The sequence below is a fragment of the Psychroflexus gondwanensis ACAM 44 genome, assembly GCF_000355905.1.
GTDB lineage: Bacteria > Bacteroidota > Bacteroidia > Flavobacteriales > Flavobacteriaceae > Psychroflexus > Psychroflexus gondwanensis.
This window is the reverse complement of record NZ_APLF01000001.1, coordinates 220,597-238,540: the sequence shown is the minus strand read 5'-3', so window position 1 is coordinate 238,540 and position 17,944 is coordinate 220,597. Positions and strand designations below refer to the sequence as shown.

Below are 17,944 nucleotides of genomic sequence, written 5' to 3'. Positions count from 1 at the left end.
TATTTTAAAAAACAACATATATTAAAAGTTGGATGTCTGGTCTACTTGTTTTATTAGTAAATTTAAATATAAACCTAAAAAAAATAAACAATTTTGATTCGAATACTTCATCTGTCCTCAGACATTTTTTTGTTAACTCTGCAAAACAGAGTTAAATTTGGACCTTCCTTGATGAAGTCATTTTTAATTGGTGTTTTTTTATTGACACCGCTAATGGGAATTTCGCAACAAATGGACAGTGTTGCCAGCCCTTTGATTTCGATAGATAAAGAAAAGTTCCTTAAACATGTAAATATCGGTTTTGATATGCGTACAGAGTTTCAGGCTTATAAATTTAGAGGAGGAGATCAATATTACAACGGATTACAGTTTGAAAACGGGTTCACAGCCCTAACTATTTCTGGTCAATTGCACGAAAGAGTAGATTTTAATTTTAGAAATCGTTTTAATAATGATACAGAAGTTCAATCCTTGGATCTTCTAAGCAACAATATTCAATTCGCTTATTTGAAAGTGAAAGCTACCGAAAAGATCGATGTTTATATTGGAAAAATGTTTGCCTTTTATGGGGGTTACGAATTTGAATTCAACCCTTTATATATTTTAGAATTCAATGATATTTACAGTAATGCTTTAGCATTTGTAACCGGGGCTGGGCTAACTTATCAAGCTTATAAAAATCACCAATTTCGGTTTCAGGTCTTAAATTCTCGCACTCTACTTTACGAAGATCTTTATGGGGATATCGCATCCCAAAACATTCAGGAACCTATCTGGCCAGTATCACTTGTTGCTAATTGGCGTGGACACTTTTTTGATGGTAAATTTGAAACCAATTATAGTGCTAGCTATGGGAACGAAGTGAAAAATCAAGGAACCTATTTTTTTACCCTAGGACATAAATACAAAAATAAAGACCTAACCTTGATGTATGATTTTCAATACAGTTATGAAGAAATCGATACAAAGGGTATTGTAAATAGTATCCTTGTAGATAATGAAATTGCAGAAAATGTGCTGTATGTAGAAAATTGGCTTAGAGGAGAGTATCGTTTCAGCCAAAAATTTCAGGGCTTATTAACGCTCATGACTAGTAGTGCTTATGACAACTTAAATACGAGTAGGGACCACATAAGAACCAGTTTTGGTGCGATACCAACTATTTATTACAATCCTTTTAAAAAAATAGACCTCCGTTTTTTTCTCGCTTATATAGGGCGCTATTATGAGTATTCAAGTTATGCCAAAGATAATTTTGATGTGGCGGATTATAATAGAAACGAGCTTAGAATTGGGGTTATAGCTCCTTTAAATTTATTGTAATATGCTCACGAATTAGATTCGAAGGGATCAAAAATTCTACAGAGTTGAAACCTTAGCCTTAGATAAGTAATTTAAAAAATAAATTTAATCATTGCTTTCGAAAACACAAACTACTTCAGCAGACAAAAAAACCTCTGAATAGGCAATGATTAGTAAGCTTTGTGCTTAAGTTAAGCTAATTAGAATTCTAGCTTAACTCAAGCACAAAGCCTTTATTATAAATTTGATTATGACATAGAGTTAACTATGACATTAAACCTTAATGATCCTTACATTTTTTTACGCCAAATACTAACTTCTGAGCTCATCACTTCAAAATGTCGACTCGACTTTCTTACAGGATAGGTAAGATTGAAAGGTTCAGACTCTTGCGTAAAATGATCTGATAAGATCTGACCAATACCATCAATAGATCTAAAAGGTTCTCCATCTTTTTTGAAGCCACCAATCCAGTTCTCCATTTGACTTACAGATTCTTTATACTCGTAGGTTGAACCTACGATCAACAGTCCGTTAGCATTCAATCTTTGATGAATTTTACTAAGGAATTCTCTAGGTTGACGTATTTCTTCAAGCAGATTCATTGCCAAAATAACATCATAATTTGAGAAGCGTTTTTTTAATTTCATCACATCATCCTGCATAAATTGGATGCGATTATCATTGTCGTTCAACTTTAAATCTTTCAAGAGAACATCTTTAAAAATAGATAATTCGCCTTCATCTTTAATAACGTAACGCAACAATCCGTTTTTTTGTAATTCATTAGCAGGACGTATAAATCTTGCCGAAGCATCTATAGCCGTAACGTCTTTGAAATGTGAAGCGGCTTCAAAAGCCAAGCGACCAGTATTACAATTTAGATCTAAGAGTCTTTTTTCAGATGGGTTTTCAACGTGGTTTTTTAAAACATCTAAAATTTGAAGTGGCAATTTTGACATTCCTAAATAGTCCTCCCCATAATTTTGCTCGCATGAAATGGCTACTTCTTCATCAGTTTCGTAACTATCTACACGTATGTCTGGTTCATGATCAGATTCAACATATCTAAACCCAGCATGCTGATAGAAATGCCTGCGAAATGCATAGCGAGCATGTAAGGTAGCTTCGTTTCCCGTAGAGATCCAAGAGCCCCCTTTTATGATATTATGCATACCATCGAAGGTTGGCGTTGAAAAATCATCGTATAATGGGTGAACCTTAAAACCAGGGTAACCTGTAATAGGTGTTTCGGTCCATTGCCAAACATTACCCATCACATCATAAAAGTCTCCAAAAGAAAAGGTATTGACTGGACATGACGAACTGTAATGTTCCAGGTTTATATTCCCTGGCGCTACGTCCCAATCGGTAGCCTCTTTCACCTGGCAAACTTCCACGAGTCGATACCATTCAGCTTCCGTTGGCAAACGCAGCTTTTTGCCAGTTTTAGCAGACTTCCAATTGCAAAATGCTTTGGCTTCCAAATAATTGATTTCCGCAGGAAAGCTCCACTTCATAGGAACATATTTGGTCATTAACCGCAATTTGTAGGTGTCATTTTCTTTTATCCAAAATTGAGGATATTCAGCTTTTTTGTAAGTACACCAAGACCAGCCTTCTTCGGTCCACCACTGCTTGTCTTTGTAGCCCTTGTCTTCTATAAACTCTAAAATTTCAGCATTAGAAACTAGATATTTTGAAGCTTTAAAGTCGTCGACAGTTTCTTGGAAACTTCCGTATTCCAGATCCCAACCATAAAGGGGATGATTATGTGCTTTTCCCAGATTTATCTCTGACCCTTCTACAGCTATTAATTCGTTGACAAGACCCTGCTCATCTTCTTCGCAAGTATTGGAAAATATCCCACTTTGAAGTTTCTCTACGGGCAGTTGTCTTAATAAGACCGATGAGGTTTCAATATGAATATTTTGATGTTCAATTCCCATCATAATAATCCAAAACGGACTTTCCCAATTGATAGGAAGTTCTAGCGGTAATTCTTTTATGAGTTTGGTGATGGTGGTTTTTACAACCTTACGATATTCTCGAACTTCGGATACCGAAGGCCAATCGTAATTTTCTTTGTTGAGATCGTCCCATGACATTTCATCCACACCAATGGCAAAAATCGATTCAAAAGAAGGGTTGATGTGAGAAGGTAGCAGACCCGCTAAAACCAACTTATTTATGAAAAAACAACAGGTATGTCCAAAATAAAAAATAATAGGATGACGTAAGGGGTCAGCACGCAAATAGAAAGTATCGTCATCTTTAACAGTTTCATAGAGCTTTGTGTCCAATTCAAAAGTTCGAAGAAAATAATCGAGGATTTCTTGACGTTTTTCTTCTGGAGTTCCATCAATTAAATGAGGAGTTTTTATATTGAATTCTTTCATAGTCATTTTTAATAAGTCTTAACCATATAGAGTTTATGCATTTCAAAAGGCTCTTTTGAAACGGGTTTTAATTTTTCTTGGAGGATGCTTCCACAGTCTTCAAATCCCAACTTTTTATACAAGTTGACTGCAATTTCATTTTTACTCCATACTCTCAGTAAAACGTGTTTTATATCAGTGTTCAGGTGTATTTCAAATTCTTTAAACAATCCTTTGCCTAGACCTAGACCACGAAACTCTTCGTCTACAAGTACTTCAGCGATATACAAAGAGTCTTTATCCGTGAATTGATTCAGAATTGATTCAGGACGTTCTTTATCAAAACTTGGAGAGGTTACAATCAGCGCAGCAACAAGTTGATCATCAGAAAAACCAAAAATACCATATCCGTTTGTAAACAATTTATCGAGGTAAAGTTCTGCCTCTTCATTACTGATATGTTGAGCAGAAAGACCTTTTGTAAACGTCCCTAGATACAGATCCTTAAGCGATTGTCTTAAGTCTAGATATAATTTTTGATGAGCTTTTTTGAAAATAACCATAGCCGGCAAAATTATGTTTAAAGATTTTGAAATAAGTCTTTACTTTTATTAAAAATTCATTAATTAAATTTGGAGTCTATATTCTCAAGTTGCAACCGCATTTTTTTATATTTAAAATTTAATTCTAATCTAGAAATGACACGTATAGAAGTTTATATATATCCAAAGGCATTGTCCAAAATAGGCATTGGTTTAGGAAGCTGTTTACTCTTACTTGGACTTTTTTCCTTCACTAAAGCTATAAGCGATGATTTCAATACAGCGTTTCTTTCTGGAGATTGGAATTCAGTATTAAACATTGTTCAGGGATTACTTTTTGTTGGTCTTGGAGTTTATAATTTTAGAAATAAAAAATATTATATAGAATGGGATAAAGAAGAACTTAGGTTTGTATTACCCGATTCCAAAAAACTCGAAAAGATAAAATTTTCAGAGATTCAATCTGTAAACATCAAACTTTTTGAAATCAAACTTCACCTTTCACCAAATCGAAAACGAACATTGGACATTAATAATTTAAGAGACGAAGATTTAAAAAAGGTCAAATCTGAGTTTAAAACCCTTCAAAACTTAAATATGAACATCAATAAAACAGGTTTTAATATTTTAAACGCTCTTTTATTTATATCCATTACTGTAGGCTTTTACGAGCTTGTGGAAATTAAAACATTAGTAGGTGTGTTTATAACTCCAGCTTTTATAGTAGCGGCTTCTTTAGTTATAAATCTGAGAAAGATGGAACCTAATTCACTAATTGATGAATTTTCTAAAATAATTAGTTGCTACTCTTTAAAAGACAAACTCAAAGGCATTGTACCACGAAGACAAAACATCTTGTTAAGGCCTAAAGCGGAGGCCTAATAAATCTGTATTTTTGCCTTCCTAAAATAAATATGATGCAAGATCCTAAAATGCTTAATTATATAGAAGAGGTCCTCAAAAATATGCCAACAGACTGGTTGAAACTTACCACTCATCGATTGGATATTTATGATGAAAGTTTGGCCAAAACTCAATTTATAGATCAGTTTGAAGCCTTGTATAAAGCTCAGAATTCAGACACATCAGCTCTTAGTGAATTGCCTACTGCCTTCGACTATATTCGCCTCGGTCACCCTTTATCTTCTATATTGGAATGGGGCATCGCTCATGTTCATGATTTAAAACCAGAGCAGGTTATTGCTTTTTCATCTCAGACGATGCCGGTTTTAGCTGTTCTCAGAAAAAATCTATTCGATCACAAAAACACTCAAATCTTGTATACAGGAGACTTGCCTCCGGCTTTCGATTTTGAAGCCCTAGAGCATGTTTACGGGTATAACTTTGAATTAAAGCAGGTTAAAAATGCAGACGATATCCCTGACTTTAGGGGCAGTACTATTTTCATTTCTCAAGACGATAAAATGGGAGGTGCCGACCTTTCGCCTGCGATCGATTTCTACGTTAGTGTTCAACCTCCACTTGGAAGTATTATACTAGTCAATAGTGAAGAAAGCGAAAGTTATATCTCAGAGATTCAACATGTACGAAGACGGGAAACTATCGCCATGACACCAGCCGATTCTTTTTCTGCCTTACAGCAACTCGTCGGGAAATCCCCTTCTATGGGTGTCAAAACAGATACGGTAAAGAACAAAGCAAGTGTAGTCCAATCGGTACAAGAGATTACCGCAACCAAATCGAAAGTGTTATTAGGTTCCTGTGGACTATCCGTTCAATACGCGATCATGATGGGACTTATAGACGATGCCAAAGAAAAACATCCAGGAAAAAACATCAAAATTATTGTTCCACCCAACTGCTATGGAGGGACCAACGACCAAGCTAGACGTGTGGTAGCTGCGGTAGAAAACGTAGATATTTTAGATTTACCCGTAGATCGGGACAATGATATGGTACAAAGCACCGATCAAGTTCTAGACCAAGTGGCTCAGCTAGACGCCGTTCCTTATATTATTGCTGAAATTCCAACTAACCCAAGAGTTGAAGTTCCCGACTTGGAAAAATTAAAAGCAGTTTTAAGTAAGACTCGCCAAACCCCTACTGGAGAAAAGGCTATTGACCCCGTTTTTATCCTGGACCAAACCTTTTGTCCTAATATCCAATTTTTAAGCAAAGAGGGTGTTTTCTCTTCTATACGATCAATCTCCTACGTAAGTGGATCCAAATTTCCTAGTGGTGGAAAATGCACCGCGGGTTACTGTGTTGCCAACGAAAAAGCAGAAGATTTAATGCCAACCATAGAAAAGCATTTTAAACTTTGCGACAACGAAGCTACCGATCTTCAAGTGGAAATCCTAGCAGAGCGCCTACCATCGATGAACAAAAGGATTGCAGACGCGTATATAAACACCCGTGAGTTTGTCAATTTTATCAAAAAAGAGCTACCAGAAGCAAAAATCAATTTTGTTCCAGATGAGGTGGTTGAGCAAGGGTTTACGCCATCTGTATTTTCATTGGACCTCCCTACTAAAGGGGACACGGATGAAGAAAGAGAAGCTTATAAAAGAGCTTTAAATCAAAAACTCATCGACATGATGATTAGTGAAATTCCTAATGAAAGCAAGCATTGTGTGAGCTATGGGCAGTTAAAAGGATGTTACTGGACCATCCCAGCAACCTCTACTCAAGGAACCACCAAAGAAGAAGATAAGGATTATATTGCTCGCGTTTCTGTGTCACCAAATCTGGATTTGGAACATCATAAACGGGTCTTTTCTGACTTTGTAGAGCAACTTTAATTTAGAATTCAAGTCAAAAATCAGGATCCATTTAAAATCTATTTTTTCGATAATAAATTGAATTTCGATTTTTGAAAACAGTTTCAGGTAAAGAATCCTAAGCTTTACGCAAAGGTCCCAAAGTGTAAATAGAGGATAATTAACACTTTACGCTTTTTTGTTTTTTTCTTTGTGAGCTTTAGGTGAAGTATGTTTATAATTTTATATGAATTACCCAAATTGATTAGTTACGAGTTCAACACCGTCAGAAATCACATTTATCACCCTTAATCTGCCTAAATTCTAATAGAAGGCGGGCTTGTTTAAGGGTGTTTTTTATTCTGAATCTGCCCCAGCTATGCTAATGGCCATAGATACATTTCTTAAAGCCTTGTCTTGACTTAAACAATTCAATCTTAATGACTGAATGCTATTAGACCACTTGCAACTTTACCAAAGATTTAAAAGCTATTAGAGCCAAGAAGAAGTGCAAAAGCATTTATTTTGATTTACTTTAAAACTGACTATGCTTAAAATAGCTTTCCATCCCATTTACAAACATCCACTACCCGAGGGGCATCGCTTTCCTATGGATAAGTATGATTTGCTTCCCAAGCAATTGCTTCACGAGGGAACTTGTGAACCAGAAAATTTCTTTGAGCCACAAATAAATCTCGACAATGAAACTTATATACAGTCTGTTCATACACCAGACTATTTAGAGCAATTGTATAACATTAGTATAGAACCAAGGATCGCTCGTAAAATAGGCTTTCCATTGTCTGCAGAATTGGTTAAAAGAGAACGAATCATTGCCAACGGCACTATAGAAGCCTGTAACTATGCTTTGGAATATGGCGTTTCTATGAATATTGCTGGAGGCACTCACCATGCCTATTCAGATCACGGGGAAGCTTTTTGTATGTTGAACGATCAAGCTATTGCCGCTCACTACCTCTTGCAAAATAAGCTGGCAAAGCAAATTCTTGTTGTTGATTTAGACGTACACCAAGGCAATGGCACAGCAGAAATCTTTCAAAAAGACGATAGAGTGTTTACCTTTTCTATGCATGGGAAAAGTAATTACCCGTTCAAAAAGGAAATTTCAGACTTGGATATTCCTATGGAAGATAATTGTGGAGATGAGCAGTATTTAGAGACCTTAAAAGTGACTTTACCGAAACTTATCGATCAGGTGAAACCCGACTTTATATTCTTCCTTTCCGGAGTAGATATTTTAAGTACTGACAAGCTGGGGAAACTAGGTTGTAGTGTGGCGGGTTGTAAAAAAAGAGATGAATTTGTTTTTGAGCAGTGTTTACAAAGAGAAATTCCTGTCGAAGTGAGTATGGGCGGAGGCTATTCTAAAGACATAAAAACCATTATAGATGCACATGCTAATACTTACCGTACGGCACAGCTGATGTATTTTTAGAGACGGGAGGGAAGAGTCAAGAGTTTGTAGTCTGTAGACGTGAGTCAAAAGTCTTTAGTCAATAGACAATAGTCCAGAATTTAAATCTTAAGGACGCAACACACTTTTAATTTTGAAATAATAAATGAGAAGTATGACATTTGAAATTATTTTATTTAAGCTTCCAGCTAAAGCCCTTCAGCATCAAAGCAGTTCTTAAGATGTCTTTCTGACTTACAATCCCTATAATTCTATCATGTTCTACCACAGGAAAACGGCGTCTTTTGGATTTTAAGAAGAGGTTTGCAGCATCAAACAGATTAACGTCCGGGGAAATGGTATTCACGTCTCTAGACATGTATTTTTCAACACTTACATCTTCCATTGGCATATTGTAATATCGACTTTCAGAAATTTGCTTAACGCAATCTCCTTCAGAAATAATCCCAATGACGCGCTTTTGGTCATTGACAACGGGTCCACCAGAAACTCTAAACTTGATCAGTATCTCTACCACTTCAATAATACTTTGGTCTTTATTGAAAAGAATCATATTTTGGGACATACAGTCTCTAACCGTTATTTTTTCTGCTTTTATATTGGTCTCTCCTACTTGCTTACCTTGAAAATTTTTAATACCCATAATATGTAATTTATCATTAAATTAATTATAAAAATGACAATACAGTAATTTAAAAGGTTAAAAAACGATATTTTGTTAAATAAATTTTGCTTCTCTTATGAATTTTAGCTTGCTAGTTTCAGTTACACAGGGTTTTCTAAGACTTTGAAGTGAAAATATTATTTCATACCGGGTTGTTTAATTTCATAACCTGTTTTGTCTTTGTCTTGTTTTACCATTTTCTTGACATCTCTAAGTAATTGCTGGGCATCATAGATGATTCCATCCTTAATGGTATATTTTACACCTCCTACTCTAGTCACTTCGTTATCTTCAGTCAACTTGATGGCACCAGTTCCATAGAGGACCTTCAGGTTTTCCAATGGATTTTCTTCTACAATGACAAAATCGGCAAGTTTACCAATTTCAACCGATCCAATTTGATCCTCCATACCCAAGGCTTCGGCCCCATTTAGTGTAGCAGACATCATGATTTCCAAGGGATGAAAACCAGCTTCTCTAAGTAATTCCAATTCACGGATATAAGCGAATCCATAAAGCTGGAAAATAAAACCAGAATCGGATCCAGCGGTTACTCTTCCTCCCCTGTTTTTATATTCGTTCACAAAAGTCATCCATAATTGATAGTTTTTTCTCCAGTTCGTTTCTTGTTCTGTTCCCCAATAATGCCAGTAAGACCCATGGGATATTTTACTAGGTTGGTAGAATTCCCAAAGCGATGGCATGGTATAGTCTTCGTGCCATTCTGCCCGTCTGGTTCGCATTAGGTCACGACTCGCTTCATAAATATTGAAGGTAGGATCTATAGTGAAATCAAGCTCGATCAATTCATTCATCACTTCATTCCACCTCTCGGAATAAGGAGGAGCTGCCTGTTCCCATAATTTTCCGGCTTCAGAAAATCGATCCTGCTCATTGTTGTAATTGTAGTCTAATTTGTAGTGTTGAACCGTTCTGTCGGTAAAAAGGGCTTCTGGCAGTCCATACCAATGTTCCATGCTCGTTAACCCTGCTCTTGCAGAATTCACTACATTCCATCTGGCTACGTCCATTTGAGCATGGTGCATAGCAGAACCTAAGCCTAGTTTTTTATTTTCCTCTAAAGCGGCTTGCATGATTTCTGGCGTTGCTCCAAAAAATTTAATGCCATCAGCCCCTTTTTCAGCGTTATTTTGAACCCATTTCTTAGCGGCTTCTACTGAACTTATCTTTGATTTACTGCCTTGACCAAAAGCAGTATATGCTAAAATTCTTGGAGCTGTGATTTTATTTCTAGCAGATTTTGCTTTGTGTTCCAATACCCAGTCCAGCCCATTACCAGCTGCTGGATCTCGAATGGTCGTAATCCCATGGCCCATCCACAATTTGAAAACATATTCTGCAGTAACGCCCTGAGCTTCTCCTCCAATGTGTCCGTGCATATCGATAAAACCAGGCATAAGGTACATTCCAGAGGCATCCAATTCCTTTCCGCCAGTTTTAAGCTTCGGTCTATTGCCATCCTGTATCTCTACACCAGGATATCCCACTGTTTTAATTTCCGCAATTTTATTCTCCTCCACTACGATGTCTACCGGACCTGTTGGAGGCGCTCCATTGCCGTTGATTAAGGTGACTCCCCGAATAATCAATTGTGACCAAGGCCCTTCGCCTTCTGTTCTTTCTGGAGCACTTTCAATTTGTGCCCAGGCTGTGAGCTGAATACATAAAACAAATACCGACAGTAATAGCTTTTTCATAAGTTTCGTTTTCTAAAAAAGGAAAGGTAAGAAAGTTTGCCAAAAAGGACTTAACTTTCAATAAGCCTGTTTTTTAGTTTGTAGTGTTTATTTCCTATTGAATTTATCACTGCTATATTTTTTATTTTGAGACAAGTTTTAAGATTTTTAAGTTAAGTTAAGAGGTTTAGTTAAGGCTTAAAGTTAACTTTGCTTTTGAAAAGAAGAATAAAAACGAATGGCGAAAAGAAAAAAAGAATCTGACCTTCCTAAGGTTAAACTCAATAAACAAAATTTAAAAAAATCTCTCCGTTTATTCTCTTACATCGGCCCACACAAATGGAAGTTGATTATTGGAATAATTTTCCTTGGCTTTACGGGGGTTACAGCATTGCTATTTCCTAAGTTAATGGGAGATTTAATTGAGACTGCAGATTTCACGTCAGAGGATATTAATAGAATGGGGCTTATACTTTTAGGGCTGTTTACGGCTCAGGCTATTTTCTCTTTTTTTCGTGTTGTTCTTTTTGTGAATGTGACAGAAAATATGCTTTCTGCCATACGCCAGGACACCTACGATACCTTGGTCAAAATGCCGATGCAGTTTTTTTCTTCTAGACGTGTTAGTGAACTCAATAGCCGAGTGGCTGCAGATATTTCTCAAATTCAAGATACGTTTACCACCGGTATTGCGGAATTCTTAAGGCAGATGATCATCGTTATTGGGGGTATTGCAGCCTTATTTTTCACTTCTGTAAAGCTCTCCTTATTGATGCTAGCGACCATACCTATTTTTGCAATAGTAGCTGTGATTTTCGGAAAATTCATAAAAAAATTATCCAAAGAAGCCCAAGATAAAGTAGCCGATTCCAATACTATTGTTGGAGAAAGCTTGCAAGGGATTGCCAATGTGAAAGCATTTACGAATGAGGCTTTCGAGATGTTGAGGTATAAATTTGCTGTCAACGATATCAAGAAAATTGCTATCAAAGGCGGTCTTGCTCGTGGAGCGTTCTCCTCGTTTATTATTTTTTGCATTTTTGGAGCTATCGTACTTTTGGTCTGGTATGCCGTCAAGCTTCAAAACATTGGAGAGCTCACTCAATCCGAATTAATCACTTTTATACTTTATACCATTTTTGTGGGAGCCTCTATAGGAGGTTTACCTATACAGTATGCTCAAATTCAAAAAGCTATTGGCGCTACAGAACGAGTATTTGATATCATAGATGAGGAACCAGAAGTAATTGAAGAAGACCAATCGCCTAAACTAATTAAAGGTGAATTGAGTTTTGAAAACCTTAAGTTCGCTTATCCTACACGTCAAGAAATAACAGTTTTAAAAGGCATTAGTTTTAAAGCCCAACAGGGAGAGTCCATTGCTATTGTGGGGCCTAGTGGTGCAGGAAAATCGACTATTGCTTCTCTTATTTTGAGATTTTACGAACCCCAAGAAGGCCAAATGCTATTGGATGGTATTCCAGCTTCCAACTTTACGCTGCACGATTTACGGAGTCAAATGGCGATTGTACCACAGGATATTTTACTATTCGGAGGAAGTATTAAGGAAAACATAGCTTATGGTAAGCCTGAGGCTACTAATGAAGAAATTATGGAAGCTGCCAAAAAAGCAAATGCTCATGATTTTATCATGTCTTTTCCAGAACAGTATGAAACTATTGTTGGGGAAAGAGGCGTTCAGCTTTCTGGAGGACAGCGTCAACGGGTCGCTATAGCTCGAGCAGTCCTCAAAAACCCTGTCATTTTAATTTTGGACGAAGCGACGAGTTCTTTGGATTCTGAATCTGAAAGACTGGTACAAGATGCTTTAGAAAAACTTATGGTAGGCAGAACCTCTTTCGTTATCGCCCACCGACTTTCTACTATCAAAAATGCCGATCAAATCTTGGTTCTAGAAAACGGAGAAATTATTGAAAAAGGAACACATCTGGATTTAATTGAAAAGGAAAATGGACTCTACCATAAACTGATTCAGTTGCAGATGGAATTGAACTAACAGCAACCTTAATTTCAACATAAAAATAAAAAACAAAGTAATCCAGCTTCACCGTAATTTTATACTTTAGGGGCTTAATTTTTTTTAAAGCCAGATTATGTCACCACTCAAAACGTCGTTTCCAAAGGACAAAATGAAAATAGTCCTTTTAGAAAATATCAGTCAGTCCGCTGTAGAAAGCTTTAAAAAAGAGGGTTATACACAAATAGAACAGCATACAGGCGCTTTATCTGGAGAAGAACTGGATGCCGTTTTAAAAGATGCCAAAGTGGTTTGTGTGAGATCCAAAACCCAATTGACGGAAGAGGTGATTACAAAAGCTAAAAAACTGGTGGCAATAGGTTGTTTTTGTATAGGCACAAACCAAGTAGATCTTGAAGCAGCCAACAAAGTGGGGGTGTGTGTGTTTAATGCTCCGTTTAGCAATACTCGCTCTGTAGCAGAATTGGTTATTGCATCTGCAATTATGCTTATTAGGAGAATACCAGATAAAAATAAAGCAGCTCACGCTGGAGAATGGGACAAAGATTCTACCAATGCGCATGAGATTCGAGGAAAGCGCTTAGGTGTTGTAGGCTACGGGCATATTGGGTCTCAGGTTTCTATTCTAGCTGAAGCCATGGGATTACGAGTATTTTATTATGATGTAGAAAACAAGTTGCCACTTGGCAATGCTGAAGGAATAAGCGATCTAAAGTCTCTAATAGATCATTGCGATATCATTACACTTCATGTTCCTGGGACAAAACAGACCGAAAATTTATTTGATAAGCAGGTGCTAGATTGGTTTCAAAAAGGACAATTATTGGTCAACATGAGTCGCGGCGATGTGGTTGATATTTCAGCTTTAAAAGAGGCTTTGGAGGAAAAACGCATCGGTGGAGCGGCTGTAGATGTGTTCCCAGAAGAACCTAAGAATAAAGCTGAAAAATTCACCTCTCCCTTACAAAATATCTCTAATGTGATTTTAACGCCACATATTGGTGGGTCTACGGAAGAAGCGCAATGGAATATTGGGCTAGACGTTTCATCCAAATTGATAAAGTATATAGAGAGTGGAGCAAGTCTTGGGAGCCATTCTATCCCAGAATTATCATTGCCAAAAATGGAAGATACACATAGGATTTTGCATATTCACAAAAATGTCTCCGGTGTACTTTCAGAAATAAACTCTAAAATTTCTAAACTAGACGTCAACATTTTAGGGCAGTATCTAAGCACTAATCTTGAAGTAGGTTATGTTGTGCTTGATATTTCAAAAAATGACTCTTTAGACACCTTAAAAGAGCTCAAACGCATCGACCACACCATTAAAGTAAGGATTCTTTACTAAGTGATAAATGTGATGCATTTAGAATTGAATATTTCCTTCTGAATGCCTTGGCAAATAATTAGCGGATGGATTTTATGTGGCCCAAGTTGTTTAAAATAACCTTTAGAAATACGGGCCTATTACACTAGCGTATGAATGTGAATTTCATGATTATCTTGTTTTTAACCATCCCGTAATACTTAGTCGCATGTCATTAAAAACGGGTCTTACTTCATGCTCTAAAAGTTGACTTTCAAAAATAACTACTCGCCCTAGTAGAGGGTGAATAATCACCTCGTTAGAATTCTCCGGATAAATAACAAGTTCACCTCCATTGGTTTTGTCCCACGAATCATCATTAAGGTAACAAACCATAGATAATTTTCGTCTATCATCGTTTTGAAATGTATCCAAATGCCTTTTGTAAAAGGTACCCTTAGGATAGACTGCATAATGGAACTCTTGGTGCAGAATTCCCATAAAACACGTCATATTTAAATAGGTCTTGAAGGTATTGATGGCTTCAAAAAACAGACGTTCTTCAGGATTGGCTAGTCGCTCATCGATCCATTGAATATAATCTCCCCTAATAGCCTTGCTGATGGATTCATTTACCTTATTTCCAATCGCTGCTTTTTTTAGTTCACTATGGTTATGCAGAATTTTAAGCCGATCTCTTAAGTTATCGATAAGTTGAAGCTCAAAGAAATTGTCACATACGGAATAGTTTTGCTTTAGCAAGTCTTGAATGATTTTTTCAAAAAGAGGATTTTCTTTAAAAGAAAGATCTCCAGTAAGAAGAGTTTGAGCCATTAAAAAGGAATTATATCAATTTAAATTTATAATGTCGTACAAATAAATTGAATTATTTTTTGGTTGATTGAAGTTAAAAATAATTAGCATAGCCTTAGTTACGGTAATTATTTTTGATAAAAAGCAGGCGAATAAGAAACGATTTATTGCGACATTATAGGTTTAAATTGGTATTAATCTATTGGTGTAAAATTAGCAGAAAAGGAGATCACTTGTTGTTTATATTTTTAAATCTGATTCTACTAGTAAATTTCTTAAATCCAGTATATTTGCAGTAATTTATAGACCATGGCAAAAATTAGAATCACCAAGCAATTTACTTTTGAAACCGCTCATGCTTTGTACGGATATGATGGCAAATGCAGAAACATTCACGGTCATAGTTATAAACTAGATGTAACCGTGATTGGAGAACCTATCACAGATATGGATAATGTAAAATGCGGGATGGTCATAGACTTTGGAGATTTAAAACAGATTGTAAAATCTCAAGTGGTCGATAAAATGGACCATGCTATCATTCTTAATAAAGAAACGCCACATATAGAGCTAGCACAGACTTTGAAATCTTCTGGACACGATGTTATTCTTGTAGATTATCAACCCACAAGTGAAAATATGGTGATAGATTTTGCTAAAAGTATACAGAGTAGATTGGATCCTAAAATTAAATTACACTCTTTAAAACTTAGAGAAACAGGGACGGCATTTGCGGAATGGTTTGCTAGCGACAATGCTTAGAAATCAATTTCAAATTCTGTAGTCTCTTTATTTTCTCCCTCTCCATTTTCGAGTTCATCGCTAGCCTCATCACAATCGATCAGGATACTTAAATTTTCAGGCCTTTCAAATTCAGCTTTAGAAATATCCAAAGTGTCATCATTATAGATGTCTGTCATGTACATTCCCCAAATAGGTAAGGCTAAGGTGGCGCCTTGTCCGTAAGTAATTGTTGGGAACCTTACACTTCGATCTTCACCTCCTACCCAAACTCCAGTAGCAAGATTGGGTACCATACCAATAAACCAGCCATCACTCTGATTCTGAGTCGTTCCCGTTTTACCAGCAATATCATTTTCTAGAGCATAGGGATAGCCAGTAACCGCTCTTTTATAAACTTCGGTTCCTTTGGCATAATCTGAATTGAGTCTTAACCTCTTGCCAGAACCAAACCGAGTGACACCTTCCAAAAGTTTAATAGTTACAAAAGCAGATTCTTCGCTCAAGACATCTCTACTTTCGGGTTGATGTTGATATAGAATAGTTCCATTTTTATCCTCTATACGTTGGATGGCATAAGGTTTTACGTAAACCCCTTTATTGGCAAAAGTGCTGTAGGCAGAAACCATATCATAAACACTTATATCTGCGGTGCCCAAAGCTATAGCTGCTACTGGATCTATTCTGGAAACATCTATACCTAATTTATCAATGAGGTTGATTACACTTTCAGGGCCTGTTTTATTAATAACACGAGCTGTAATGGTATTGATAGACTCTGCCAGAGCTTGTTTAAGAGTTTTCATCCCACCGTAGTCTCCGCCACTGTTGTCTGGTGTCCAATCTTCGGTAACGCCATGTCTTCCTTTTGGTATAGTAAAAGGTGTATTTGGATATTCATCACATGGTGATAAGTGCAATTGATCTATGGCAGTAGCGTAGACAAAAGGTTTAAAGGTAGACCCTACTTGACGCTTCGCTTGCTTAACGTGTTCATATTTAAAAAATTTATAGTTAACCCCTCCTACCCAAGCTTTTATTTCTCCTGTTTGTGGAGTCATAGACATCATACCCGTGTTCAAAAAGGATTTGTAATACCTTATGGAATCTTTGGGAGTCATTATAGTATCTATAGGGCCTTCCCAAGAAAATAAACGCATTTCACGTTTTCTATTAAAAGTCGCCATAATGGAGTCTTCATTAATTCCTTTTCGACGCATGGTTTTATAGCGATCAGAATTTTTGATTCCTCTATTCAGGATACTCTCTATTTCTGAAGAACTTATACTTCTGAAGGGTGCTGTTTTGTTCTGTTTATTTTGAGAGTCAAACTCTTTTTGAAGATTCTTGAGGTGCTTTTCTACGGCAGTTTCTGCATAGCCTTGCATTTTGAAATCCAGAGTCGTATAGATCTTCAGACCGTCTCTATACATACTATAAGAAGTTCCGTCTGGTTTAGGATTATCGTCTACCCAAGACCTCATAAAATCTTGAACATAAGCCCTAAAATAAGTAGCCATCCCATCATCGTGTTCTTCTGGAGAAAAGTACGTTAACAAGGGAAGTTCTTGCAAGGAGTCCTTAATTTTTGTGGTTAAAAACCCGTTTTTCTCCATCTGTTTTAGAACTTGATTTCGTCTTCTTAACGAATTATCCTTAAATTGATCTTTTACAGGATTGTATAGGCTTGGATTTTTAAGCATAGCTACTAAAGTAGCAGATTCTTCGATAGAAAGATCTATAGGCTCTTTCCCAAAATAGATTCTTGAAGCAGAACGAATACCAATGGCATTATATAAAAAATCCATTTTGTTGAGGTACATAGTGATAATTTCGTTCTTAGCATATTGCTCTTCCAGTCTTACGGCGATAACCCATTCTTTCACCTTTTGTGTAATCCTATTGAAGGTTCCACTTTTATTAGGATCTGTAAACAAAAGCTTAGAGAGTTGTTGAGTAATGGTACTCGCCCCGCCTTTGGAGCCTAGATAAATAGCAGCTCTTAAGGTTCCACGAGCATCGATACCCGAATGACTGTAGAATCTTTCGTCTTCAGTAGAGACTAAAGCGTTGATGAGGTGATCTGGAAGATCCTCATAATTGATAGGCGTTCTATTTTCCTTAAAATACTTTCCTAGGGTTTCTCCGTCTATGGAGATGACCTCTGTAGCTAAGTTGGTTTCTGGATTTTCCAGCTCTTCAAAGGTTGGCATGGTTCCCAAAGCACCCCAACTGGCTAATAAAAAGATAAAAGCAATCCCTAAAACACCAGATATAAATAAAATCCAGAAGCCTAGAATGTACTTTTTGAAACTCGGTTTTGATGATGTGTTCTCTCCCATAA

13 protein-coding genes are annotated in these 17,944 nt (G+C 36.6%); 7 read left to right on the top strand and 6 right to left on the bottom strand.

Annotated elements, in window-relative coordinates:
- The first annotated feature begins 171 nt into the window (after positions 1-171).
- Positions 172-1,323, top strand: a complete 1,152-nt coding sequence (locus PGOND44_RS01135) for a porin (protein ID WP_040555641.1) — start codon at positions 172-174, stop codon at positions 1,321-1,323.
- 269 nt (positions 1,324-1,592) lie between these two features.
- Here PGOND44_RS01135 and ovoA read toward each other — a convergent pair whose 3' ends face one another.
- Complete coding sequence (gene ovoA, locus PGOND44_RS01130; protein WP_003434996.1) at positions 1,593-3,701, bottom strand: 5-histidylcysteine sulfoxide synthase; 2,109 nt, start codon at positions 3,699-3,701, stop codon at positions 1,593-1,595.
- Between the two features lie 8 nt (positions 3,702-3,709).
- The gene (locus PGOND44_RS01125) at positions 3,710-4,243 is read right to left on the bottom strand and encodes a GNAT family N-acetyltransferase (protein ID WP_003434994.1); all 534 of its coding nucleotides are present in this window, start codon (positions 4,241-4,243) and stop codon (positions 3,710-3,712) included.
- A gap of 135 nt (positions 4,244-4,378) precedes the next feature.
- Here PGOND44_RS01125 and PGOND44_RS01120 point away from each other — a divergent pair, with 135 nt between their 5' ends.
- From PGOND44_RS01120 to PGOND44_RS01110, 3 genes are all read left to right on the top strand, one after another.
- Positions 4,379-5,104 carry a hypothetical protein gene (locus PGOND44_RS01120; protein WP_003434992.1) on the top strand — a complete coding sequence of 242 codons (726 nt, stop codon included), beginning with the start codon at positions 4,379-4,381 and terminating at the stop codon, positions 5,102-5,104.
- A gap of 35 nt (positions 5,105-5,139) precedes the next feature.
- Positions 5,140-6,984: a PLP-dependent aminotransferase family protein gene (locus PGOND44_RS01115; RefSeq protein WP_003434990.1), complete on the top strand. Its 1,845-nt coding sequence runs from the start codon at positions 5,140-5,142 to the stop codon at positions 6,982-6,984.
- Between the two features lie 505 nt (positions 6,985-7,489).
- Positions 7,490-8,398, top strand: a complete 909-nt coding sequence (locus tag PGOND44_RS01110; protein ID WP_003434988.1) for a histone deacetylase family protein — start codon at positions 7,490-7,492, stop codon at positions 8,396-8,398.
- 151 nt (positions 8,399-8,549) lie between these two features.
- On the opposite strand, the gene PGOND44_RS01105 is transcribed toward PGOND44_RS01110, so the two are convergent.
- Both PGOND44_RS01105 and PGOND44_RS01100 read right to left on the bottom strand, forming a co-directional pair.
- Positions 8,550-9,020 carry a CBS domain-containing protein gene (locus tag PGOND44_RS01105; RefSeq protein WP_003434986.1) on the bottom strand — a complete coding sequence of 157 codons (471 nt, stop codon included), beginning with the start codon at positions 9,018-9,020 and terminating at the stop codon, positions 8,550-8,552.
- A 158-nt stretch (positions 9,021-9,178) separates the two neighbouring features.
- Complete coding sequence (locus PGOND44_RS01100) at positions 9,179-10,759, bottom strand: amidohydrolase family protein (RefSeq protein ID WP_003434983.1); 1,581 nt, start codon at positions 10,757-10,759, stop codon at positions 9,179-9,181.
- A 217-nt stretch (positions 10,760-10,976) separates the two neighbouring features.
- Between PGOND44_RS01100 and PGOND44_RS01095 the strand changes: the two genes are divergently transcribed.
- Positions 10,977-12,755 (top strand): ABC transporter ATP-binding protein, encoded by a 1,779-nt coding sequence (locus tag PGOND44_RS01095; protein WP_003434981.1) that lies wholly within the window; start codon positions 10,977-10,979, stop codon positions 12,753-12,755.
- Positions 12,756-12,852: 97 nt separating this feature from the next.
- Positions 12,853-14,088 (top strand): phosphoglycerate dehydrogenase, encoded by a 1,236-nt coding sequence (serA, locus tag PGOND44_RS01090; RefSeq protein WP_040555640.1) that lies wholly within the window; start codon positions 12,853-12,855, stop codon positions 14,086-14,088.
- Between the two features lie 150 nt (positions 14,089-14,238).
- Here the strand turns inward: serA and PGOND44_RS01085 are convergent, their stop codons facing one another.
- Positions 14,239-14,880 (bottom strand): 2OG-Fe(II) oxygenase, encoded by a 642-nt coding sequence (locus PGOND44_RS01085; protein ID WP_003434975.1) that lies wholly within the window; start codon positions 14,878-14,880, stop codon positions 14,239-14,241.
- Positions 14,881-15,168: 288 nt separating this feature from the next.
- Here PGOND44_RS01085 and queD point away from each other — a divergent pair, with 288 nt between their 5' ends.
- On the top strand, positions 15,169-15,621 hold the full coding sequence (gene queD / locus PGOND44_RS01080; protein WP_003434973.1) for a 6-carboxytetrahydropterin synthase QueD: 453 nt from the start codon (positions 15,169-15,171) through the stop codon (positions 15,619-15,621).
- Here queD and PGOND44_RS01075 read toward each other — a convergent pair.
- Positions 15,618-17,942 (bottom strand): penicillin-binding protein 1A, encoded by a 2,325-nt coding sequence (locus tag PGOND44_RS01075; RefSeq protein ID WP_003434971.1) that lies wholly within the window; start codon positions 17,940-17,942, stop codon positions 15,618-15,620. The two genes, queD and PGOND44_RS01075, sit on opposite strands and share 4 nt — an antisense overlap.
- Between the last annotated feature and the right edge of the window lie 2 nt (positions 17,943-17,944).

Coding starts and splice junctions, on each gene's coding strand:
- PGOND44_RS01085 (WP_003434975.1), bottom strand. CDS start 14,880: ATGGCTCAAACTCTTCTTACTGGAGATCTTTCTTTTAAAGAAAATCCT.
- PGOND44_RS01100 (WP_003434983.1), bottom strand. CDS start 10,759: ATGAAAAAGCTATTACTGTCGGTATTTGTTTTATGTATTCAGCTCACA.
- queD (WP_003434973.1), top strand. CDS start 15,169: ATGGCAAAAATTAGAATCACCAAGCAATTTACTTTTGAAACCGCTCAT.
- PGOND44_RS01075 (WP_003434971.1), bottom strand. CDS start 17,942: ATGGGAGAGAACACATCATCAAAACCGAGTTTCAAAAAGTACATTCTA.
- PGOND44_RS01115 (WP_003434990.1), top strand. CDS start 5,140: ATGCAAGATCCTAAAATGCTTAATTATATAGAAGAGGTCCTCAAAAAT.
- PGOND44_RS01120 (WP_003434992.1), top strand. CDS start 4,379: ATGACACGTATAGAAGTTTATATATATCCAAAGGCATTGTCCAAAATA.
- serA (WP_040555640.1), top strand. CDS start 12,853: ATGTCACCACTCAAAACGTCGTTTCCAAAGGACAAAATGAAAATAGTC.
- PGOND44_RS01105 (WP_003434986.1), bottom strand. CDS start 9,020: ATGGGTATTAAAAATTTTCAAGGTAAGCAAGTAGGAGAGACCAATATA.
- ovoA (WP_003434996.1), bottom strand. CDS start 3,701: ATGAAAGAATTCAATATAAAAACTCCTCATTTAATTGATGGAACTCCA.
- PGOND44_RS01135 (WP_040555641.1), top strand. CDS start 172: ATGAAGTCATTTTTAATTGGTGTTTTTTTATTGACACCGCTAATGGGA.
- PGOND44_RS01095 (WP_003434981.1), top strand. CDS start 10,977: ATGGCGAAAAGAAAAAAAGAATCTGACCTTCCTAAGGTTAAACTCAAT.
- PGOND44_RS01110 (WP_003434988.1), top strand. CDS start 7,490: ATGCTTAAAATAGCTTTCCATCCCATTTACAAACATCCACTACCCGAG.
- PGOND44_RS01125 (WP_003434994.1), bottom strand. CDS start 4,243: ATGGTTATTTTCAAAAAAGCTCATCAAAAATTATATCTAGACTTAAGA.